Annotated in this window: 18 protein-coding genes; 8 read left to right on the forward strand and 10 right to left on the reverse strand. The window is 58.5% G+C overall.

All coding sequences use genetic code 11. The features are described 5' to 3' along the window. The first annotated feature begins 186 nt into the window (after nucleotides 1-186). The 5 genes from BLU07_RS12610 to BLU07_RS12630 are packed head-to-tail and all read left to right on the forward strand — an operon-like array spanning nucleotide 187 to nucleotide 4,588. Nucleotides 187-1,101: an ABC transporter ATP-binding protein gene (locus BLU07_RS12610; RefSeq protein ID WP_092387462.1), complete on the forward strand. Its 915-nt coding sequence runs from the start codon at nucleotides 187-189 to the stop codon at nucleotides 1,099-1,101. After that, a complete protein-coding gene (locus BLU07_RS12615; RefSeq protein ID WP_092387465.1) occupies nucleotides 1,098-2,261 on the forward strand; it encodes an ABC transporter permease in 1,164 nt (387 codons plus the stop codon). The genes BLU07_RS12610 and BLU07_RS12615 overlap by 4 nt, the downstream gene beginning before the upstream one ends. After that, on the forward strand, nucleotides 2,254-2,520 hold the full coding sequence (locus BLU07_RS12620) for a phosphopantetheine-binding protein (RefSeq protein ID WP_092387467.1): 267 nt from the start codon (nucleotides 2,254-2,256) through the stop codon (nucleotides 2,518-2,520). The genes BLU07_RS12615 and BLU07_RS12620 overlap by 8 nt, the downstream gene beginning before the upstream one ends. Continuing rightward, entirely contained in the window at nucleotides 2,520-3,704 is a 1,185-nt protein-coding gene (locus BLU07_RS12625) for a beta-ketoacyl synthase N-terminal-like domain-containing protein (protein WP_092387469.1), read from the forward strand. Before BLU07_RS12620 ends, BLU07_RS12625 begins: the two co-directional genes overlap by 1 nt. Beyond that, nucleotides 3,692-4,588, forward strand: a complete 897-nt coding sequence (locus BLU07_RS12630; protein WP_092387471.1) for a hypothetical protein — start codon at nucleotides 3,692-3,694, stop codon at nucleotides 4,586-4,588. Before BLU07_RS12625 ends, BLU07_RS12630 begins: the two co-directional genes overlap by 13 nt. Here the strand turns inward: BLU07_RS12630 and BLU07_RS12635 are convergent. From BLU07_RS12635 to BLU07_RS12650, 4 genes are all read right to left on the reverse strand, one after another. After that, nucleotides 4,554-5,552: a BtrH N-terminal domain-containing protein gene (locus tag BLU07_RS12635; RefSeq protein ID WP_092387473.1), complete on the reverse strand. Its 999-nt coding sequence runs from the start codon at nucleotides 5,550-5,552 to the stop codon at nucleotides 4,554-4,556. The genes BLU07_RS12630 and BLU07_RS12635 overlap by 35 nt on opposite strands. After that, nucleotides 5,549-5,956, reverse strand: a complete 408-nt coding sequence (locus tag BLU07_RS12640; RefSeq protein ID WP_092387475.1) for a hypothetical protein — start codon at nucleotides 5,954-5,956, stop codon at nucleotides 5,549-5,551. Before BLU07_RS12640 ends, BLU07_RS12635 begins: the two co-directional genes overlap by 4 nt. Before the next feature lie 91 nt (nucleotides 5,957-6,047). Continuing rightward, nucleotides 6,048-7,199 carry a beta-ketoacyl-ACP synthase III gene (locus BLU07_RS12645; protein WP_092387477.1) on the reverse strand — a complete coding sequence of 384 codons (1,152 nt, stop codon included), beginning with the start codon at nucleotides 7,197-7,199 and terminating at the stop codon, nucleotides 6,048-6,050. Between the two features lie 22 nt (nucleotides 7,200-7,221). Next, a complete protein-coding gene (locus tag BLU07_RS12650; RefSeq protein WP_092387479.1) occupies nucleotides 7,222-8,160 on the reverse strand; it encodes a hypothetical protein in 939 nt (312 codons plus the stop codon). A 102-nt stretch (nucleotides 8,161-8,262) separates the two neighbouring features. Here BLU07_RS12650 and BLU07_RS12655 point away from each other — a divergent pair, with 102 nt between their 5' ends. Then, the gene (locus BLU07_RS12655) at nucleotides 8,263-8,721 is read left to right on the forward strand and encodes a DUF2141 domain-containing protein (RefSeq protein ID WP_092387481.1); all 459 of its coding nucleotides are present in this window, start codon (nucleotides 8,263-8,265) and stop codon (nucleotides 8,719-8,721) included. Here the strand turns inward: BLU07_RS12655 and BLU07_RS12660 are convergent. Further along, a complete protein-coding gene (locus tag BLU07_RS12660; protein ID WP_092387483.1) occupies nucleotides 8,718-9,026 on the reverse strand; it encodes a hotdog family protein in 309 nt (102 codons plus the stop codon). The two genes, BLU07_RS12655 and BLU07_RS12660, sit on opposite strands and share 4 nt — an antisense overlap. Before the next feature lie 48 nt (nucleotides 9,027-9,074). Between BLU07_RS12660 and BLU07_RS12665 the strand changes: the two genes are divergently transcribed. Further along, nucleotides 9,075-9,539: a hypothetical protein gene (locus tag BLU07_RS12665; RefSeq protein ID WP_092387485.1), complete on the forward strand. Its 465-nt coding sequence runs from the start codon at nucleotides 9,075-9,077 to the stop codon at nucleotides 9,537-9,539. 48 nt (nucleotides 9,540-9,587) lie between these two features. Here BLU07_RS12665 and BLU07_RS12670 read toward each other — a convergent pair whose 3' ends face one another. The 5 genes from BLU07_RS12670 to guaB form a co-directional block, all read right to left on the reverse strand. Then, nucleotides 9,588-10,112 carry a DUF1254 domain-containing protein gene (locus tag BLU07_RS12670; RefSeq protein WP_092387487.1) on the reverse strand — a complete coding sequence of 175 codons (525 nt, stop codon included), beginning with the start codon at nucleotides 10,110-10,112 and terminating at the stop codon, nucleotides 9,588-9,590. Continuing rightward, nucleotides 10,109-10,717, reverse strand: a complete 609-nt coding sequence (locus BLU07_RS12675; RefSeq protein ID WP_092387489.1) for a DUF1214 domain-containing protein — start codon at nucleotides 10,715-10,717, stop codon at nucleotides 10,109-10,111. Before BLU07_RS12675 ends, BLU07_RS12670 begins: the two co-directional genes overlap by 4 nt. Before the next feature lie 148 nt (nucleotides 10,718-10,865). After that, nucleotides 10,866-11,438: a methyltransferase family protein gene (locus tag BLU07_RS12680; RefSeq protein WP_092387492.1), complete on the reverse strand. Its 573-nt coding sequence runs from the start codon at nucleotides 11,436-11,438 to the stop codon at nucleotides 10,866-10,868. 159 nt (nucleotides 11,439-11,597) lie between these two features. Then, nucleotides 11,598-13,175 carry a glutamine-hydrolyzing GMP synthase gene (gene guaA, locus BLU07_RS12685; protein WP_092387494.1) on the reverse strand — a complete coding sequence of 526 codons (1,578 nt, stop codon included), beginning with the start codon at nucleotides 13,173-13,175 and terminating at the stop codon, nucleotides 11,598-11,600. A 122-nt stretch (nucleotides 13,176-13,297) separates the two neighbouring features. Further along, nucleotides 13,298-14,770: an IMP dehydrogenase gene (gene guaB, locus BLU07_RS12690; protein WP_092387496.1), complete on the reverse strand. Its 1,473-nt coding sequence runs from the start codon at nucleotides 14,768-14,770 to the stop codon at nucleotides 13,298-13,300. Between the two features lie 91 nt (nucleotides 14,771-14,861). Between guaB and xseA the strand changes: the two genes are divergently transcribed. Further along, entirely contained in the window at nucleotides 14,862-16,244 is a 1,383-nt protein-coding gene (xseA, locus tag BLU07_RS12695; protein WP_092387498.1) for an exodeoxyribonuclease VII large subunit, read from the forward strand. Nucleotide 16,245: the final 1 nt, after the last annotated feature.

Consider the following 16,245-nt stretch of genomic DNA (forward strand, 5'->3'; position numbering starts at 1 on the left):
AGCAAACTCAACGTTCAAACTGCGCAGCCCGTCACACTTTTTCATCATTTACACGACAACACGGGGCGAAAAACCTGTGCCCACAACCCAGATTGCACAACATCCACACCGGGGTTTGGTCACCCGCCCACTATCGGCATTGACAGTCAAAGCAGGTATAATTACAGCTTTTTGACAGCGAGTGCGATGACGTTGCTGGACATTGATCAGCTGACATTTGGCTACCGTCAACAGCCTGCCCTGCTGGCTGACATAAGCCTGCGGCTTGCCGACGGCGACATGCTGGGGCTGCTCGGTCCCAACGGCGCGGGCAAGACTACGCTGGTGTCACTGATTACCGGCCTGCTGAAGCCTGGTCACGGCAGCATCACGCTCAATGGCAAACAGGTAGCGCTGGGTGACCGTCGTATTGCGCTGGTGCCTCAGGAATATGCTTTTTATCCACGTCTGAGCGGGCGGGAAAATCTGACCTTTTTTGCCGGTGTGCAAGGCTTGAAGGGCAACACGGCCAAACAGGCGGTCGACAGAGTACTGGCGCAATGTGCGCTGACTGACACACAACACCAACGTGCAGCCCGGTATTCGGGCGGGCTCAAACGCCGACTGAATTTTGCCATCGCCATATTGACCCATCCGCAGTTGCTGATTCTGGACGAACCGACGGCCAACGTGGACCCGCAAACCCGCAAGCTGTTATTGGACATTGTCCGCGAGCTGCACCAGGAGGGCGTCGGCATTATCTACACCTCACACCTACTGGGTGAGGTGGAAAACCTGTGCAACCAGGTTGCCCTCTTGCACGGGGGCAGACTGGTGCTGCACGGCAGCATGGATGAACTGCTCAGGGATGCGCAGCAGTCCGTATCCCTGAAACCGACACAAACACCTTCTGCCGAACTGGTCTCGCGCTTCAACGCCTGTCAGCAAGCCGACCACTGGTGGCGCTTTGAACTCCCCGCAGGCACGACCGTGGCTGGCTTGCTCAGCACGCTTGAACAGGCAGGCCTGCATTACACGCATATTCGCTACGGCACCCAGGCGCTGGAAGATATTTATCTGGCGCTGACCAGTGATACCCACCCTGCAAGCGCTGCTTCATGACTGCCTTTATCGCCGCACTGCGCAAGGAACTGCGGCTGCTGCTGCGTGACTGGCATGCGCTGCTGTTGTTGTTTTTGATGCCCAGTGCTTTTGTGATCATCATGTCACTGGCATTGGCCGACAGTTTTGGCGATGGCCAGCAACTGCAACTCAAAGGCTACCTCGTCAGCCCTGACACGTCCTCTGCAGCCAGCGATGATTTTCTGGCAACCCTGCGCACTTCCGGCTTGTTCGACCTGGAATCCGCGACGCTGTCCGCGCCACTCAGGCTCAGCGGGCGTAGTTTTGTTCTGCGGGTACACGATGATTTTGCCACCAGCCTGGACACCCCTGGCGCCAGCGGCTTGAGCCTTGGTTTTGCCGCCGAGATGGGCGCCCGCGAGCGCGAGCTGATCCGCGCCGCCGTGCAACAGGCATTTGCCAGGTATTACACGCACCTGATTGCCTACGAACTGGGCTACGATGATGACTATGCCCGCGAAGAATTGCTGCGGGAAGGTTTTATCAGCGACCTGCCCGGCACGTCTGCCGACAGCCCGAATGCCGTGCAGCAGAACGTTTCCGGCTGGCTCATCTTTGCCATGTTCATTATTGCCATTCCGCTCTCAACCACGGTCATTCAGGAGCGCAGTGAACGCACACTGATGCGCCTGCAAACGCTCGGCGCTTCATTGACCAGCATCTATCTGGCCAAGCTGCTGCCCTATGGCATCGTCAATGTGCTGCAATTGATGCTTATGCTGGCCCTGGGCGCATGGCTGCTGCCTCTGCTGGGCGCGCGCGGCCTGTCCCTGCAGGTCAACCTGCCCGCCCTGTTGCTGATGGGGCTGGCCACCAGCTTTGCCGCCCTGTGCATGGCCAGCCTGGTCGCCACCGCCGCCCGTACCGTGGAACAGGCTACGGTGTTCAGTGGTGGCCTGAACATTTTGCTCGCTGCCATCAGCGGTATTATGATTCCAACCTTTATCATGCCGCCGGCTATGCAAACCATTGCCGCGCTGTCACCGATGAACTGGGCCCTCGAAGGTTTTCTCGAGGTGCTGGTCAGACAAGGCGCTCCGGGCGATATAGCACACACCTGTTTTCGTTTATTTCTGTTTGGCCTCCTGATCGGGACGCTGGCAGCATTTCTGCTGAAAAGGAACAATCATCATGGCTGAGTCAGATGCCGAGCTGAAACACGCACTGAAAGTATTGGTCATTGAGGAATGTGACAAGGATGAACTGAGTCCGGAAGACATCAGCGATGATCAGGCTCTGCTGGGTGGCGATCTGGACCTGGATTCACTCGATGTGCTGCAAATCTGCATGGCGATAAAAGCCCAGTACGGTGTGCGCATCGAGGGCTCTTCGGAGGCACGCAAGGCGCTGAGGTCAATCAATACCCTGGCGCAAACCATTGTTGATCGCCGCAACTGATGCAAGTCTGCCTCTCAGCCTATGACGCGCATTGTGCGCTGGGTCGCGGCGTCGATGCCTGTGTCGATCAGTTGCTGGCTGGCGGTGTGGCCGTCGGCCAGCGCCAGTTTGACGATCTCAACGAACCCCTGACCCTGCCCTACTTTGGCATCCCTGCAGCCGGTGACAATGACGCGGATAACGAGCCAGACCTGTACCGCTGCCTCAATCAGATTGCCGCCGGCGTTCTGGCCAAAGCCGGACTGGATGCAGCGGCCAGGCAGCGCACGGCGATACTGCTCGGCTCGTCTTCATTTGACGTGCAAGTCTCCGAACAGCGCTATCAGGCCGACCTGCAGGAACGTGGCGATGCAGCAGTACCCATGCCGATTGTCGGTTACGGCAAGCTGGCCGAGCGCCTGGCCAGTGAACTGGCGCTGAGTGAATACCGTTTTACCTACAGCACTGCCTGTACCTCCAGTGCCAACGCCCTGCTCTATGGCCAACGCCTGATCAGTGCAGGACTGGTTGACCATGCGCTGGTCATAGGTCTGGAGTGGAGAAACCTCACCAGCATCCTGGGCTTTGCCGGGTTGGGGCTGCTCAGCCCGACGGCCAGCATGCGCCCCTTTCAAAGTGGCCGGGACGGCTTGCTGCTCGGCGAAGCTATCGGCTGTGTACTACTCAGCCATCCGCAATACGCAGCCACAAACACGCCTCGCCTGGCCGGTGGCGCCATCGCCACCGACAATCACAGCCTGACTGCTGCCAATATTGACGGTTCAGAGCTGGCCATGGTCATCCGGCTGGCATTGCAGGACAGCGGCATTGAAAGCGCGCAAATAAAAGGCATCAAAGCCCATGCAACCGCTTCCCTGAAAAATGACGAAGCCGAATCTGCCGCTATCCGGCAGGTGCTGGGTGACACACCGCCGCCCCTGTTTGCCCTGAAACCCTTTTGCGGGCACACACTGGGGGCCTGCGGTGCTCTGGAGCTGGCACTGACGCTGGGCTGCATGTCCCGCGGGGTGTTGCCTGGAAACCGGAATATCCAGTGTGATGAATCGCTCGGCATCAGCCTGTTGGGAGAAACCATCCCGGCCGACAGCGGCTATTACCTGCTCAACTCGTTTGCCTTCGGCGGGAACAATAACGCCCTGGTGATCCATTATTCGGGCAGCGAGGCACCTCCATGCGCATCGTAATCAGCAGCCACTACAGTTTGCTGCACAGCATCGATGCAACCGAGCAGCAATTGCCTGACATTCAGGCATTGATCAAACGCTGGCACCCCGAGCGTATCCGCCGTATCGATCGTTATATTCAACTGTGCGTGGCCGGCGGGCTGAATTGTGTGGCTGGTCGTCAGTTGCCTGCCGACACCGGCGTGTATCTGAGCTCAAGCGCTGGCGCAGTGAGTACTTCAAGCGCCGCCATGCGGCATATCCAACGGCAGGGCGAACTGCCCAAGCCACTGCATTTCGTGAACACCCTGGGCAACTCTGCCGGCTATTACCTGACCCGGCTACTGCAGCTCAATGGCAATGCCTTGCTGGTTTCAGACGAGGAACTGTCTTTTGAAGCGGCCCTGCTGCATGCTGGCATGGACCTGCTGGCCGGCCGCATCAGCACGGCACTGGTGGGCGGTTTCGATGAGGTGGCGATGCCCATTGCGCAGCACCTGGAACGACTGCAGGCGCCAGCCGATACTGCCAGCCTCTATGAAGGCAGTCATTGGTTATTGCTGGAACGGCAGGACGACAATCACAGCCCCAACCAGCCACACGGCGAGCTGGAACTACCCTGCTATCTGCGCGGCACCGGGCAACTGAGTCAGTGGCTGGCCCAACACCCCGGGCTGCCGCTGCAACTGAGCTTCAGACCGGATGCAGACGAATGCGAGCTGTTGGCCGACAGAGAGTGGCAAGCCTTTGGTGGCCGGGCATTGCCGCACGGTGTCTTTTCCGGCGCGGCACTGAGTGCATTGGCTGGCGGGGGGCGGTCAGCGATTCACCTGAGCAAAAAAAGCGGTGGTAGCTACTGCGCAGTGATGGTCAGCGTTTTGCAGTCGCCTGAACCCAGCCTTTGAGCCCCTGCCAGGCAGCATTTTCCTGTTCCGCACACGCTCGCAGCTTGTCGGCCAGCACCTGACGATTGATCGGCTGATCGCGCTTGCACTGCTTGGCCACCAGCAAAGCAAACTCGCGCCAACCATCACCCACTGCAGTCATGTTTTCCGAGGCATCGGCCAGCGCCTGATCACCCAGTATATTGGCCGCTTCCTGCAGGAACGAGGCATAGATAAACCTGAAGCCGGCGCCACCGGTACCGATCTCTTCCTGCATGCGCACAATGTGGCCCAGAAACAGTCGCTGCTCCTGATCAGTACCTTTGAGCCGCTCGATCTTGCCCGCCAGGTACCGGATGCCGCGCACACCGATTATTGGCAAGGGCGCGCCGGTCATGACCTTGACGTTCTTGCGGATGGCGTCATGAATCAAACGCGGATAGTCCAGCTGCTGCGGCACCGATTCAATGGTGTACATCAAGCCTTTGGGTGCCAGCGGACCGCGCACAAAACGCGCCTTGTTCAGATCACGCGGCGCGATCTGCACAGGTTCTTCAAAGATCGGGTCGCTGACCAGGTAATTTTTATCCTGTTTGCCATACACCAGCAAATTATGCGCATTGAAATGAAAACGCATTTCCTCGGGAAAGTACGGCAGGTAGTACACGGACGTCTGCAAGCCTACCGGCGTGTTGGCTGCCAGCAAATCGTCCAGCGCATTGGCCGCACGCAGCGGATCCTTGAATGTGTGGAAGCCAACCTGCACGCCCAGGCGCTTGCACAGATTCTTGATGATAAAGCGCGGCGGCAGGCGATAGGCAATCAGCGGTTGACCGGCCAGCTTCACGATCGGTATGTAGGCAAATGCCAGCGCATTGGACAGGCCAAAAGCCATCGGCTCGGAGATCGGCAAACCATGATGGGTAAGCAAGGCAGAGATAGCGCCACTTTCACAGTGAGCTGACTGGGTGTGCTGAAATGTCATGGGCGTGGTTCCGGCAGGGTTTTCAGTTCACTGATCGATTTATCCATGGCCCGCGCATAACGCGACAGCACGCGGTCACTCAAACCGGCAAAGACTGCCGGTCTGAAATGGCGATTGACCCGCCACCGCCAGAACCCGGTGAGCTGACAAAGCAGCGGCGGGTCGATTCGGCAATCGTACATGTGAAAATACAAGGGAGATTTTTCTCCGGCCTCAACTTGCGCACGCGCCTGATCGGCCCAGGCCTGGTATTGAGCCACAGCATCCAGCGTTGCATTGGCCTCGGCTTCCCAGCCGGAAGACTGCACACCGGTGTAAGCGCCGGATTCGTCCTTGGCATACAGCAGCTTTTTATGTCCGGCGTAGGTACTGGACTGATCTTGTGGCACTTCATCAACGCGCATGCAAGCCTCACTGGGCGGTAAATTCAGACGGCCATTTTTTTATCGGATTGCCAACTGGCGCCGAGCCGCCGGCAGTGGCGCTCGCACGGTCTCAAACCACGGTCAACAACATATAGGAGACGGTGAAACGCCCGCTTTCCGGGATATAACACAGGATTTTCTCGCCGCTTTGCAGGCGGCCACTTTTGAACAGCTCGTCAATCATGATGTAAATGGACGCAGCACCCGTATTGCCCTTTTCCGAGAGGTTACTGAACCAGCGCGACTGATCAATACCAAAGCCGACTATCTGCATGGCCTGATCAAGCTTGTCGCGGAAATAGTGCGAAGAAAAGTGCGGTACAAAATAATCAATCTGTTCGGCTGCAATAGCGTACTTTTCCTGCAGCACAGGGAGCGTGCGTGAAGCCGTGTAAGCAATGATATGCTCGTTGAGCTGTTTGACATCCTGCTTGATCGACAAGAAACTTTCGCCGTTGCAAACCGACCGGTCCACCGCCTGCCAGCCCGTAAGCGAACCATCCGCTTCCTTGCGACCACCGGCATACATGCACACCTTCATTTCATTGGCGTAGGACAGGTTGTCGATCCAGTCAATCCGCAACGCCTGCCCCTGCGCTGGCTTTTCGGATTGCAACAACACAGCACCGGCGCCATCAGAAAGCATCCAGCGCAAAAAATCCTTTTCAAAGGCAATTTCCGGATTGCTTTCCAGCGCGGCAATCTTGTGCGCCAGCTCCGGCTCGAAGTTCTCTGCCTTCAACGCGTAGGATGCGGCTTCCGAGGCTGCCGCTACCGCACTTGGATGCTGACCGGCAGCCACGTTCAACCAGGCATATTTCATTGCCGTCATGCCACTGACGCATACGCCGGAAGCACTGGCCACCTCGCAGGGCGGCGAGCCCAACTCACCGTGCACCATCGAAGCATGGCCGGGCATGATCTGATCGGGAAGGCTGCTGGCCGCGGCCAGGCAACTGATATCGTTCAAAGCAAAACCTTCGTCAGCCAGACGGCGAATTGCTTCAGCGCACAGTTGCGCATTGGTGTAGTTATGCTTGCCGGTGACCGGATCAATCGCGTAATAACGCGTCTTGATCTGATTGCTGCGCAAAATCATCTTGCGCGAGCGCGAAGGACGCTCACCCACCTGGCCAAGAACGCGCTCCATGCTGTCGTTATCGACCGGGGCATTGGGCAAGAAACTGGCTGTACGCGTGATATAAACAGATTGAGCTGACATTATTGCAACAAGTCCTGATGTATTAATCGCCGGTGGGCCCGGCATAATAAGCCTTCTGCCGGGCAATACGTTTTTTCAACAACGGTGAAAACAGGAGTTTCAGAATCGCCGTTATCGGCACCACAGTTACAATCATCAGCAGCAGGAACACCGTGTAGAGTGCTGCGAGAGGCTTGCGGATCCAGCTGTCCGGTGTACCGCAGGCCAAAAACAATTTGCCCCACAGGTAGAAGCTGCGGGTAGCAATTTTTTCGCTGAGTATCAGCTTGTCATTGACCGGGGCCGATCCCAGCCCCTGCAGCACGTCGACATCCAGCGCTTGCGTGCCCGTCAGCCGTTGGCGCAGTGCCTCGCCAAAGCGCTGGGCACCCTCGACGTCGCGGTCTGACACACCGGCCGGCGGCACCAGCCCAAACCAGTGGGGACCCTTGCGACCAGTGAGCACCCACAACGGGGTGGCAAAAAAACTGGCAATACTGCCAGCCGCATCCACCAGTACTATATTGCCGACCAGTTTGGCACCCAGTTTGTGTAGATGCGCCTTCACCTTTTCCTGTGCCTGCAGCCACATATTGCGGCAGGCGATCACGGTAACCACCGGCGTATCGGCCAAGAGTGTCGCAGCCAGATCGGATTGCAAAAATGAAGACACCGGAATCGAAGGCGCCAGATACCAGACCTGATAGGCAAGAATCACCAGATCGTAATCTGCCTGCAAACCTTCAGTCTGCATATCCAGCGCACAGGGAACCTGATGCGCTGACTCGGGAAAGGTGTTGATAAATTGCAGAAACGGCCAGGGAAAAGGAAAAGCCTCTACCGGCTTGATGGGCAAAAAATCCACCTGCACGGCTTCATCATTCAGCAAGGGAGTCGCTACTGAACGTGCCACACGATCGATTTGACCGGTCTGTGAGTAGTGAATGACCAGCACGCGTTTTTTTGTATTCGAATCCTGCAAACCTTACCTCTCCACACATCGCGCCTGCCGATGAATATCGTGCGAGAGCCATGCTAAACTGCGCGAAAGTTTATCATAGCTTGGCAAACTGACGGTAACAGCATGCAACATTCAGGACAGTGGCGTAGCACTTTATTGGCGAGCCTGACGGGCATCGCTGCCATGCTGGCCTGCGTATCGGTCGCAGCCAGCCCCCTTTGCCTGCTGATCACTGACAACCGCTCGCCGGCACTGCCCCTGTACCTGGCCGTCTATCCAGCCAGCGCTGAAGACTGGGGCAATGAGCCGCACCTGCTTCTGCAGGACATCCTGCCAGAGACGGACACCGTGGAGATCGCGCTGGAGATTCCGCCCGGCGATTACGCCATCCGCGCGTTTGTTGACCTCAATGGCGATGGAGAGCTGAACCTGAACCACAAGGATCGGCCGACAGAGCCCTTTGCCAGCAGCCTGAGCCACGATCGCAACCGCCGCAGCCAACGCTTTGAACATGCCATCATCAGCCTGTCCGCAGACGAACCCTGCGCAAGACTCAATCTGACTTATCCACGCGGCAGTTAAGCCGCAGACATCACAAAAGAGGCGTCCAGGATCTGCACGGTGTCCGCCGCCTCAATCGGGTGCTCAACACTCACGTGCACACGTGGCCAACGACGGTCATCAATGCTGATCCGGGCTGTTTGATCGGGCAACAGCGGGGCCAGAAACTTGACTTTCTTCAACGCCTCAACGCGGCAGTCCGGATAACGGGCCAGTAACGCGGCGTGTACTTTGCCGAGTACCCAGGCACCCGGCACCACCGGCATCCCTGGGAAGTGACCCTGCACACAGGGTGCATCGGCTTCAACAATAAATGGTTCAGGCATGGGTTATGATTAGCCCCTCAATTAACGACAGCGCTCCGATTGAACACTATGGATACCAGCACATTGTCTGCACCCTTGCCACCGATTGCCGACCTGTTGCCACACAGCGCCCCTATGGTGCTGCTGGATTCTATCACCCAATGGGATGAGCAGAATATTCGCTGCCAGGCGCACAGCCACCTGCAGCCCGACAACCCTCTGCGCGATGCCGGCGTGTTGTCGGTATTTGCCGGGGTCGAATATGCCGCTCAGGCGATGGCAGCGCATGCCCGCTTGCTCAGTCCGGCGGCCGCAGGCGGCCCACCACGCAAGGGCTTTCTCGCCGTCGCCTCAAAACTCAACGCCAGCGTCGATGTGCTCGACAGCCTCTCCGCGCCCATGCACATCGAGGCGAACATGCTGGCCCACAATGCCGACAGCTCACTCTATGCTTTCAGCCTGACGGCGGACGGTCAGACATTGCTCACCGGTCAGCTGACGGCCGTTACCGTCAGCGATAACAGCACGGATTGACGCAAAGGCAGGTCGGAAAATCCCCGTTGCCATGCCAGCCGGAAAGCGTCAGATCTCTTCACAGCTGGTCTCGGCCACCGCAGCCTCCACCTCCGGCAGCGCTACATCGGAAGAAATGAGCGCGCGGACCAGAGCGAGGCCGGTGGGGGTGGGAGAAATCACCGGGGAACCCCCTTGCGACAATGACTGCGCCTGATCTTCCGTCTGGAGGATGACCGAGGCTGTGTCGCCGTGCGTCTGCCGATCATTGAGGGTAAAGAAATTGTCGGTGTTTGATGCATACAGTGAAATCGACCAATAACTGTCCGGCACGGGTGAGGAAATTCTTACCGGCCCTTTTGCAAGGTCAAACGCACAGACCGAGTAGAGCAGGTCCGGGCTCGGTCGAACCACGCCGCGCGAGGAGGCATTCGGGCGCGGCGGATACAGCATGGTATTGACGCCCCCCGCCTGATCCTCAACGCTGCGGTGTACGATCGCCATCAAAACATGCGGAAAGGCCTGCACGGCGGCAATATGAATCGTCAACGCAAGAGCCAGTGTGCCTGCGATCCAGAAGGGCCAGTATTTCATCGGCAGCGCTCCTTCGTCAGGATCGGCAGATCAATGGCGCCCGGCGTCTCGATCACTTGAGGTTCGGGGTTGTAGAGCCGCAGCGTCAGCGAGAAGGGCGCTCCCTCCCCGGAGTCATGGCCAGTCGGAATGAAGTCACCCTCCTGCGCGTCGGGACCGAGGGCAAAACGAAACCGCCTGCCCTCCCCCACACCCTGCCAGGAAAGACTGTGCTTGTTTTCAGAGTATTTGTCGTGCCCGTTCGGGATCAGATAATGGTTGGCGCCATAAGCCGTAATACTCCACCAGCGCGCAGGCAGGGGCGTGCCGGAAACAGCATAGGTGCAATCAGTCTTCAGCGGGGCGCCGTCATCATCCGTAAAAGCCGTGAAATAAACAGTCTCGCTTTTGGCCAGCGCGAGCAACCCGGCCCGCGCGACGATGGCGCGCGTGTAAGGGGTCGCCGCACTGGAGCCGATGAGGAGACTGGTCGTCCAGGCCCCGTTCTGAATCATGCCGCCACGCCCGGCAATCGGCGACATAGCGTTGATCACCACCCAGGCGGAGCCAATCCCCAGTACGAGCGCAACGAGAAAGGCGGCGGCTAGCTTGCCGATGAGTTTCACCTGCGGGCCCTCCCGAGACAGTTAATTCATCCTGGTGTCAGCATTGACGGAGGCACCCATAACGACCCACTGGCCAACTGACGCCATGATCACCAGCGCCTCCAGCGCGGACCTTTGGTACGGAAAGGCCTGCCCGTCTGAAAAAAACCTACCAGAGATACGGCAAAAACATTTTGCTGTGCTGCAAGTAGTCGCGGTAACTGCTGCCAAAAAAGTCACAGTTCTCGCGTTCTTCCGTGCGGGCCGTCAAATACAGCGCCAGTGTGACCAGGAGCGCAACTGCGATGGCGTCGAGCTCTGGTCGCTTGAGCACCAGCCCCCCATTCAACAAGAGCAATGAACTGTACATGGGATGGCGGATATACGCATAGATACCCCGGGTCACCAGGGTGCTGGTATTTTCAAAGCGGAAATTCTCTTCTGCCTGCCGCCGAGCACTGGTACCGCCATAACAACGCAACCCATACACGCCGCCGATCAACAGGCCCAGCGCGGACAACATCAACAACAATGACAGTATTTGCGAGATCGAGGTTATATCGTGATGCCACAACTGCAGGGCGTTGAGGAACAGCCAGAGGATACCCGCAAAGGCAAAAAACCGGTAAAACCCGTGGCAACCTGGATTGACTAATTGCCGCCGGCACACCCAGGCCAGCACAGAGCCAAGGACGATAAAGAGCGGCAAAATGGCCGCCTGCAAATTAATCGCTACAGCCATATCAGCAACCCCAGGACCTGAGCGTCAATGGTGAACCAATACCACCAGCAGCCACGCTGCATTTTTTTATCATTCTGGCTTGGTCTCGATAAAGCCCGCAATGACGCGGGCTTCGGTGCATCCCATGCAATCAACTGCCTGACAGCACCAGGCGTGGGATCACTCCCACTCAATAGTAGCCGGCGGTTTGGAGGAGATATCGTAGGTCACCCGTGACACACCGGTGATTTCATTGATGATGCGGTTGGATACCGTTTCCAGGAAATCATAGGGCAGATGCGCCCAGCGTGCGGTCATGAAGTCGATGGTTTCCACCGCGCGCAGGGCAATCACCCATTCATAGCGGCGGCCGTCACCCACTACACCGACCGACTTGACTGGCAGGAAGACCGCAAAGGCCTGGCTGACTTTCTGGTACAGATCAGCCTTGCGCAACTCTTCGATAAAAATGTAATCGGCGCGGCGCAGGATATCGGCGTAATCCTTGCGCACTTCGGCAAGGATGCGCACACCCAGGCCCGGACCCGGGAACGGGTGACGGTAGACCATGTCATAAGGCAAACCCAGTTCCAGACCGATCTTGCGCACCTCATCCTTGAACAACTCGCGCAGCGGCTCGACCAGTTCGAACTGCATATCATCCGGCAGGCCACCGACGTTATGGTGCGACTTGATCACATGCGCCTTGCCGGTCTTGGCACCGGCCGACTCGATCACATCGGGGTAAATAGTGCCCTGAGCCAGGTACTTGATGCCCTGCAGCTTGGTCGCTTCCTCATCGAAGACTTCGATAAAGGTGCGGCCGATGATTTTGCGTTTCTCTTCCGGATCGGTCACGCCCAACAGGCGTGAAAGGAACTTGTCTTCGACATTGACGCGAATCACCTTGACACCCATGTTCTCGGCAAACATGGCCATCACCTGCTCACCCTCATGCAGGCGCAGCAGGCCATTATCGACAAACACACAGGTCAGCTGGTCGCCGATGGCCTGGTGCAACAGGGCCGCCACTACTGAAGAGTCGACACCGCCGGACAGGCCGAGCAAGACCTTGGCATCACCGACCTGGGCACGCACGTTGGCAATCGCATCCTCAACAATATTGGCGGGCGTCCAGAGCGCTTCACAACCACAGAGTTCATGGATGAATCGCTTGAGAATCCGCAGACCCTGCTTGGTGTGGGTGACTTCCGGGTGGAATTGCACACCGTAGAAATGGCGCGTTTCATCACCCATGGCGGCAATCGGACAGCTCGGTGTGCTGGCCAGAATATGGAAGGCCGGCGGCAGCTCGATCACCTTGTCCCCATGGCTCATCCACACATCAAGGCTGAACACACCATCATCATCGATATGGTCTTCAATGCCGGCGAGGAAGTCGCTTTTGCCGACCACATCCACGCGGGCATAGCCGAACTCCTGCTTGTCCGAGCCCTGCACCTTGCCACCCAGTTGCTCAGCCATGGTCTGCATGCCGTAACAGATGCCCAGTACCGGAACGCCCAGTTCAAACACCAGTTGTGGCGCACGCGGGCTGTCAGCCAGGGTCACTGATTCCGGCCCACCGGCCAGAATGATGCCTTTGGCGGCAAAATCAGTGATCGCACGCGGCTCGACATCCCAGGGATAAATTTCGCAGTACACGCCAATCTCGCGTACGCGGCGGGCAATCAGCTGGGTGTACTGGGAGCCGAAATCGAGGATCAGGATGCGATGAGCGTGAATGTCATGGGACATGGGGGTTCCTCAGAAAAGAAATAAGGCTGAACGCCGAAAGCTACAGGCTGGAAGGTTTGGCTCCGCGCATGCAGAGCGCTCAACCGTCCAGCTTTCAGTCTCAGGCATTCAGCGACCGAGCCTCAACCGACGCGGTAGTTGGGTGCTTCCTTGGTGATCTGCACATCATGCACGTGGGATTCGCTCATGCCGGCGCCGGTAATACGCACAAACTGTGGCTTGCTGCGCATCTCATCCATGTCGGCACTGCCGGTATAACCCATGGCTGCACGCAACCCGCCCATCAACTGATGAATAATCGCGGACAGCGGCCCCTTGTAGGGGACCCGGCCTTCAATCCCTTCCGGCACCAGCTTTTCCGCACCGGCACTGGAATCCTGAAAATAACGGTCAGCCGAACCGCCACCGGCATTCGACATGGCACCCAGTGAACCCATCCCGCGATAGGCCTTGTAGGAGCGACCCTGAAACAGTTCGACCTCACCCGGCGCCTCTTCGGTACCGGCAAACATCGACCCCATCATCACCACGTATGCACCAGCGGCAATGGCTTTGGCCAGATCACCGGAAAAACGGATACCCCCATCCGCGATCAAGGGGACGCCCGTGCCTTCCAGCGCTGCCGCTACATTGGCAATCGCGGAAATCTGCGGCACACCAACACCGGCAACAACCCGTGTCGTACAGATAGAACCGGGGCCAATACCGACCTTGACGCCATCAGCGCCAGCAGCGACCAGGGCCATGGCTGCGTCACCGGTGGCAATATTGCCGCCAATGATCTGAATGTCAGGGAAATTCTCTTTCGCCCAGCGCACGCGATCGATCACACCCTTGGAATGGCCGTGAGCGGTATCGACGATAATCACGTCAACGCCGGCGGCGGCCAGTGCGGCAACCCGTGCTTCGGTTTCGGCACCCGTGCCCACGGCAGCACCGACGCGCAGGCGGCCCTGGTCGTCCTTGCTGGCATAGGGATAGGCGCGAGCTTTTTCAATGTCGTTAACCGTCATCATCCCGCGCAAGCGGAAGGCCTCATCGATAATCAGTACGCGTTCGATGCGATGCTTGTGCAGCAACTTGCGCACTTCCTGCATGTCGGCGCCTTCCTTGACCGTGACCAGGCGCTCTTTCGGCGTCATCACATCGCGCACACGGGCGTCCATGTTGGTTTCGAAGCGCACATCACGGGACGTTACTATGCCGACCAGGTGACCGTTGTACATCACCGGCACACCAGAGATATTGTTTTGACGGGTCACATCGAACAGCTCACCGACGGTGGCATCGGCTTCAATGGTGATCGGATCACGCACCACGCCGGACTCGTAACGCTTGACCTTGCGCACTTCGGCCGCCTGCTGGTCAATGGTCATGTTCTTGTGAATAATGCCCATGCCGCCTTCTTGCGCCATGGTGATGGCCAGACGGGCTTCGGTTACCGTGTCCATCGCTGCCGAGAGCAGGGGCATGCTCAGCTCGATGTTGCGGGTCAGGCGGGTTTTCAGGCTGACCTGATTCGGCAGCACCTCGGAATAACCGGGTACCAGCAGGACATCATCAAAGGTAAGGGCTTCTTGGCTAATACGCAGCATCGCAGGGGCTCCCGAGCGGGAAAATGGAAGCGCGTCATTATACCTGCCAGCGGCTGCGCACTCAATCGGATTCGGGTGTTAACATAGGCAAATGACCGACGATCTGCTATTTAAGCGCCTCAACCAGACAACCGAGACCCTCAGCGTCAGCCAGCTTAACGCCCGTGCGCGTGGATTGCTGGAAGATGTGTTTCCGCGTGTCTGGGTCGAGGGCGAACTATCCAACCTGGCACGCCCCTCGTCCGGGCATATGTATTTCAGCCTGAAGGACAGTAAAGCACAGATTCGCTGCGCCTTTTTCCGCCAGCATGCCAATCGGGTACGCCTGACCCTGCGCGATGGTTTGCAGGTGCGTGTGCGCGGCCGAGTCAGCCTGTATGAAGGTCGTGGCGACTATCAACTGATTGTCGATGCGCTGGAAACCGCTGGCGATGGCGCCCTGCGCCAGGCCTTTGAAGCCCTGAAGGCCAAGCTGGAGCAGGAAGGCCTGTTTGCCCAGTCGCGCAAGCAAGCACTCCCGGGCTTTCCCCGCCGTATCGGGGTGGTTACCTCGGCCAGTGGCGCGGCGGTGCGCGATATCATCAGCGTGTTTCGTCGCCGGGCACCCTTTGTCGAGCTGACCATCATTCCCAGCGCCGTCCAGGGCAATGAAGCTGCCGGACAGCTGGTACAGGCCTTGCAGCTGGCCGATCAGGCCGGCTTTGACGCCCTGATCATCAGCCGCGGCGGCGGTTCACTGGAAGATCTCTGGCCGTTCAATGAAGAAAGCGTGGCGCGCGCCGTGGCGGCCTGTTCAACCCCCATTGTCAGCGCCGTCGGGCATGAAACGGATATTTCCATCTGTGATTTTGTGGCCGACCTGCGGGCACCAACGCCCTCGGCTGCCGCCGAACAACTCAGCCCGGACGGCGCTGGCCTGCTGCGCCAGTTCCGCCAACTGCAGCAGCAATTGCACAATCGTTTGCGTGAGCGGCTGGAGCGCGACAGGCTGCGTTTGCAGACCCTGCGTCAGCGCCTGCGCCACCCCGGTGAACGCCTGGCCCAGCAGGCGCAACGACTGGATGAACTGGAACTGCGCCTGAAACGCGCCCTGCAGCAGACGCACAACCTTCAGCACACCCGCCTGGAGCGCTTGCAGGCTCGCCTGCAACAGCAACACCCTGGCCGCCGGCTGGATTTGCTGCGCCAGCAATTGCTGCACCTGCAGCAACGCTTGCCACGCAGCATCCAGCAGCGCCTGCAGCAGGAGCGTCAGCAGTTTGCGCAAGTCAGCCACAGCCTGAACCTGGTCAGCCCTCTGGCCACGCTCGGTCGTGGCTACAGTATTCTGCTGGACCGCCAGGGCCATGCGGTGCGCCAGGCTGACCAGGTACGCCCCGGCGATCAGCTGCAAGCACGCCTGGCCAACGGCCAGCTTGACCTGCAAGTGGTCGATCAGTGCCCGCCGCAGCAGCAATTACCGCTGGATGACTGAG

The sequence above is a fragment of the Halopseudomonas salegens genome (assembly GCF_900105655.1).
GTDB lineage: Bacteria > Pseudomonadota > Gammaproteobacteria > Pseudomonadales > Pseudomonadaceae > Halopseudomonas > Halopseudomonas salegens.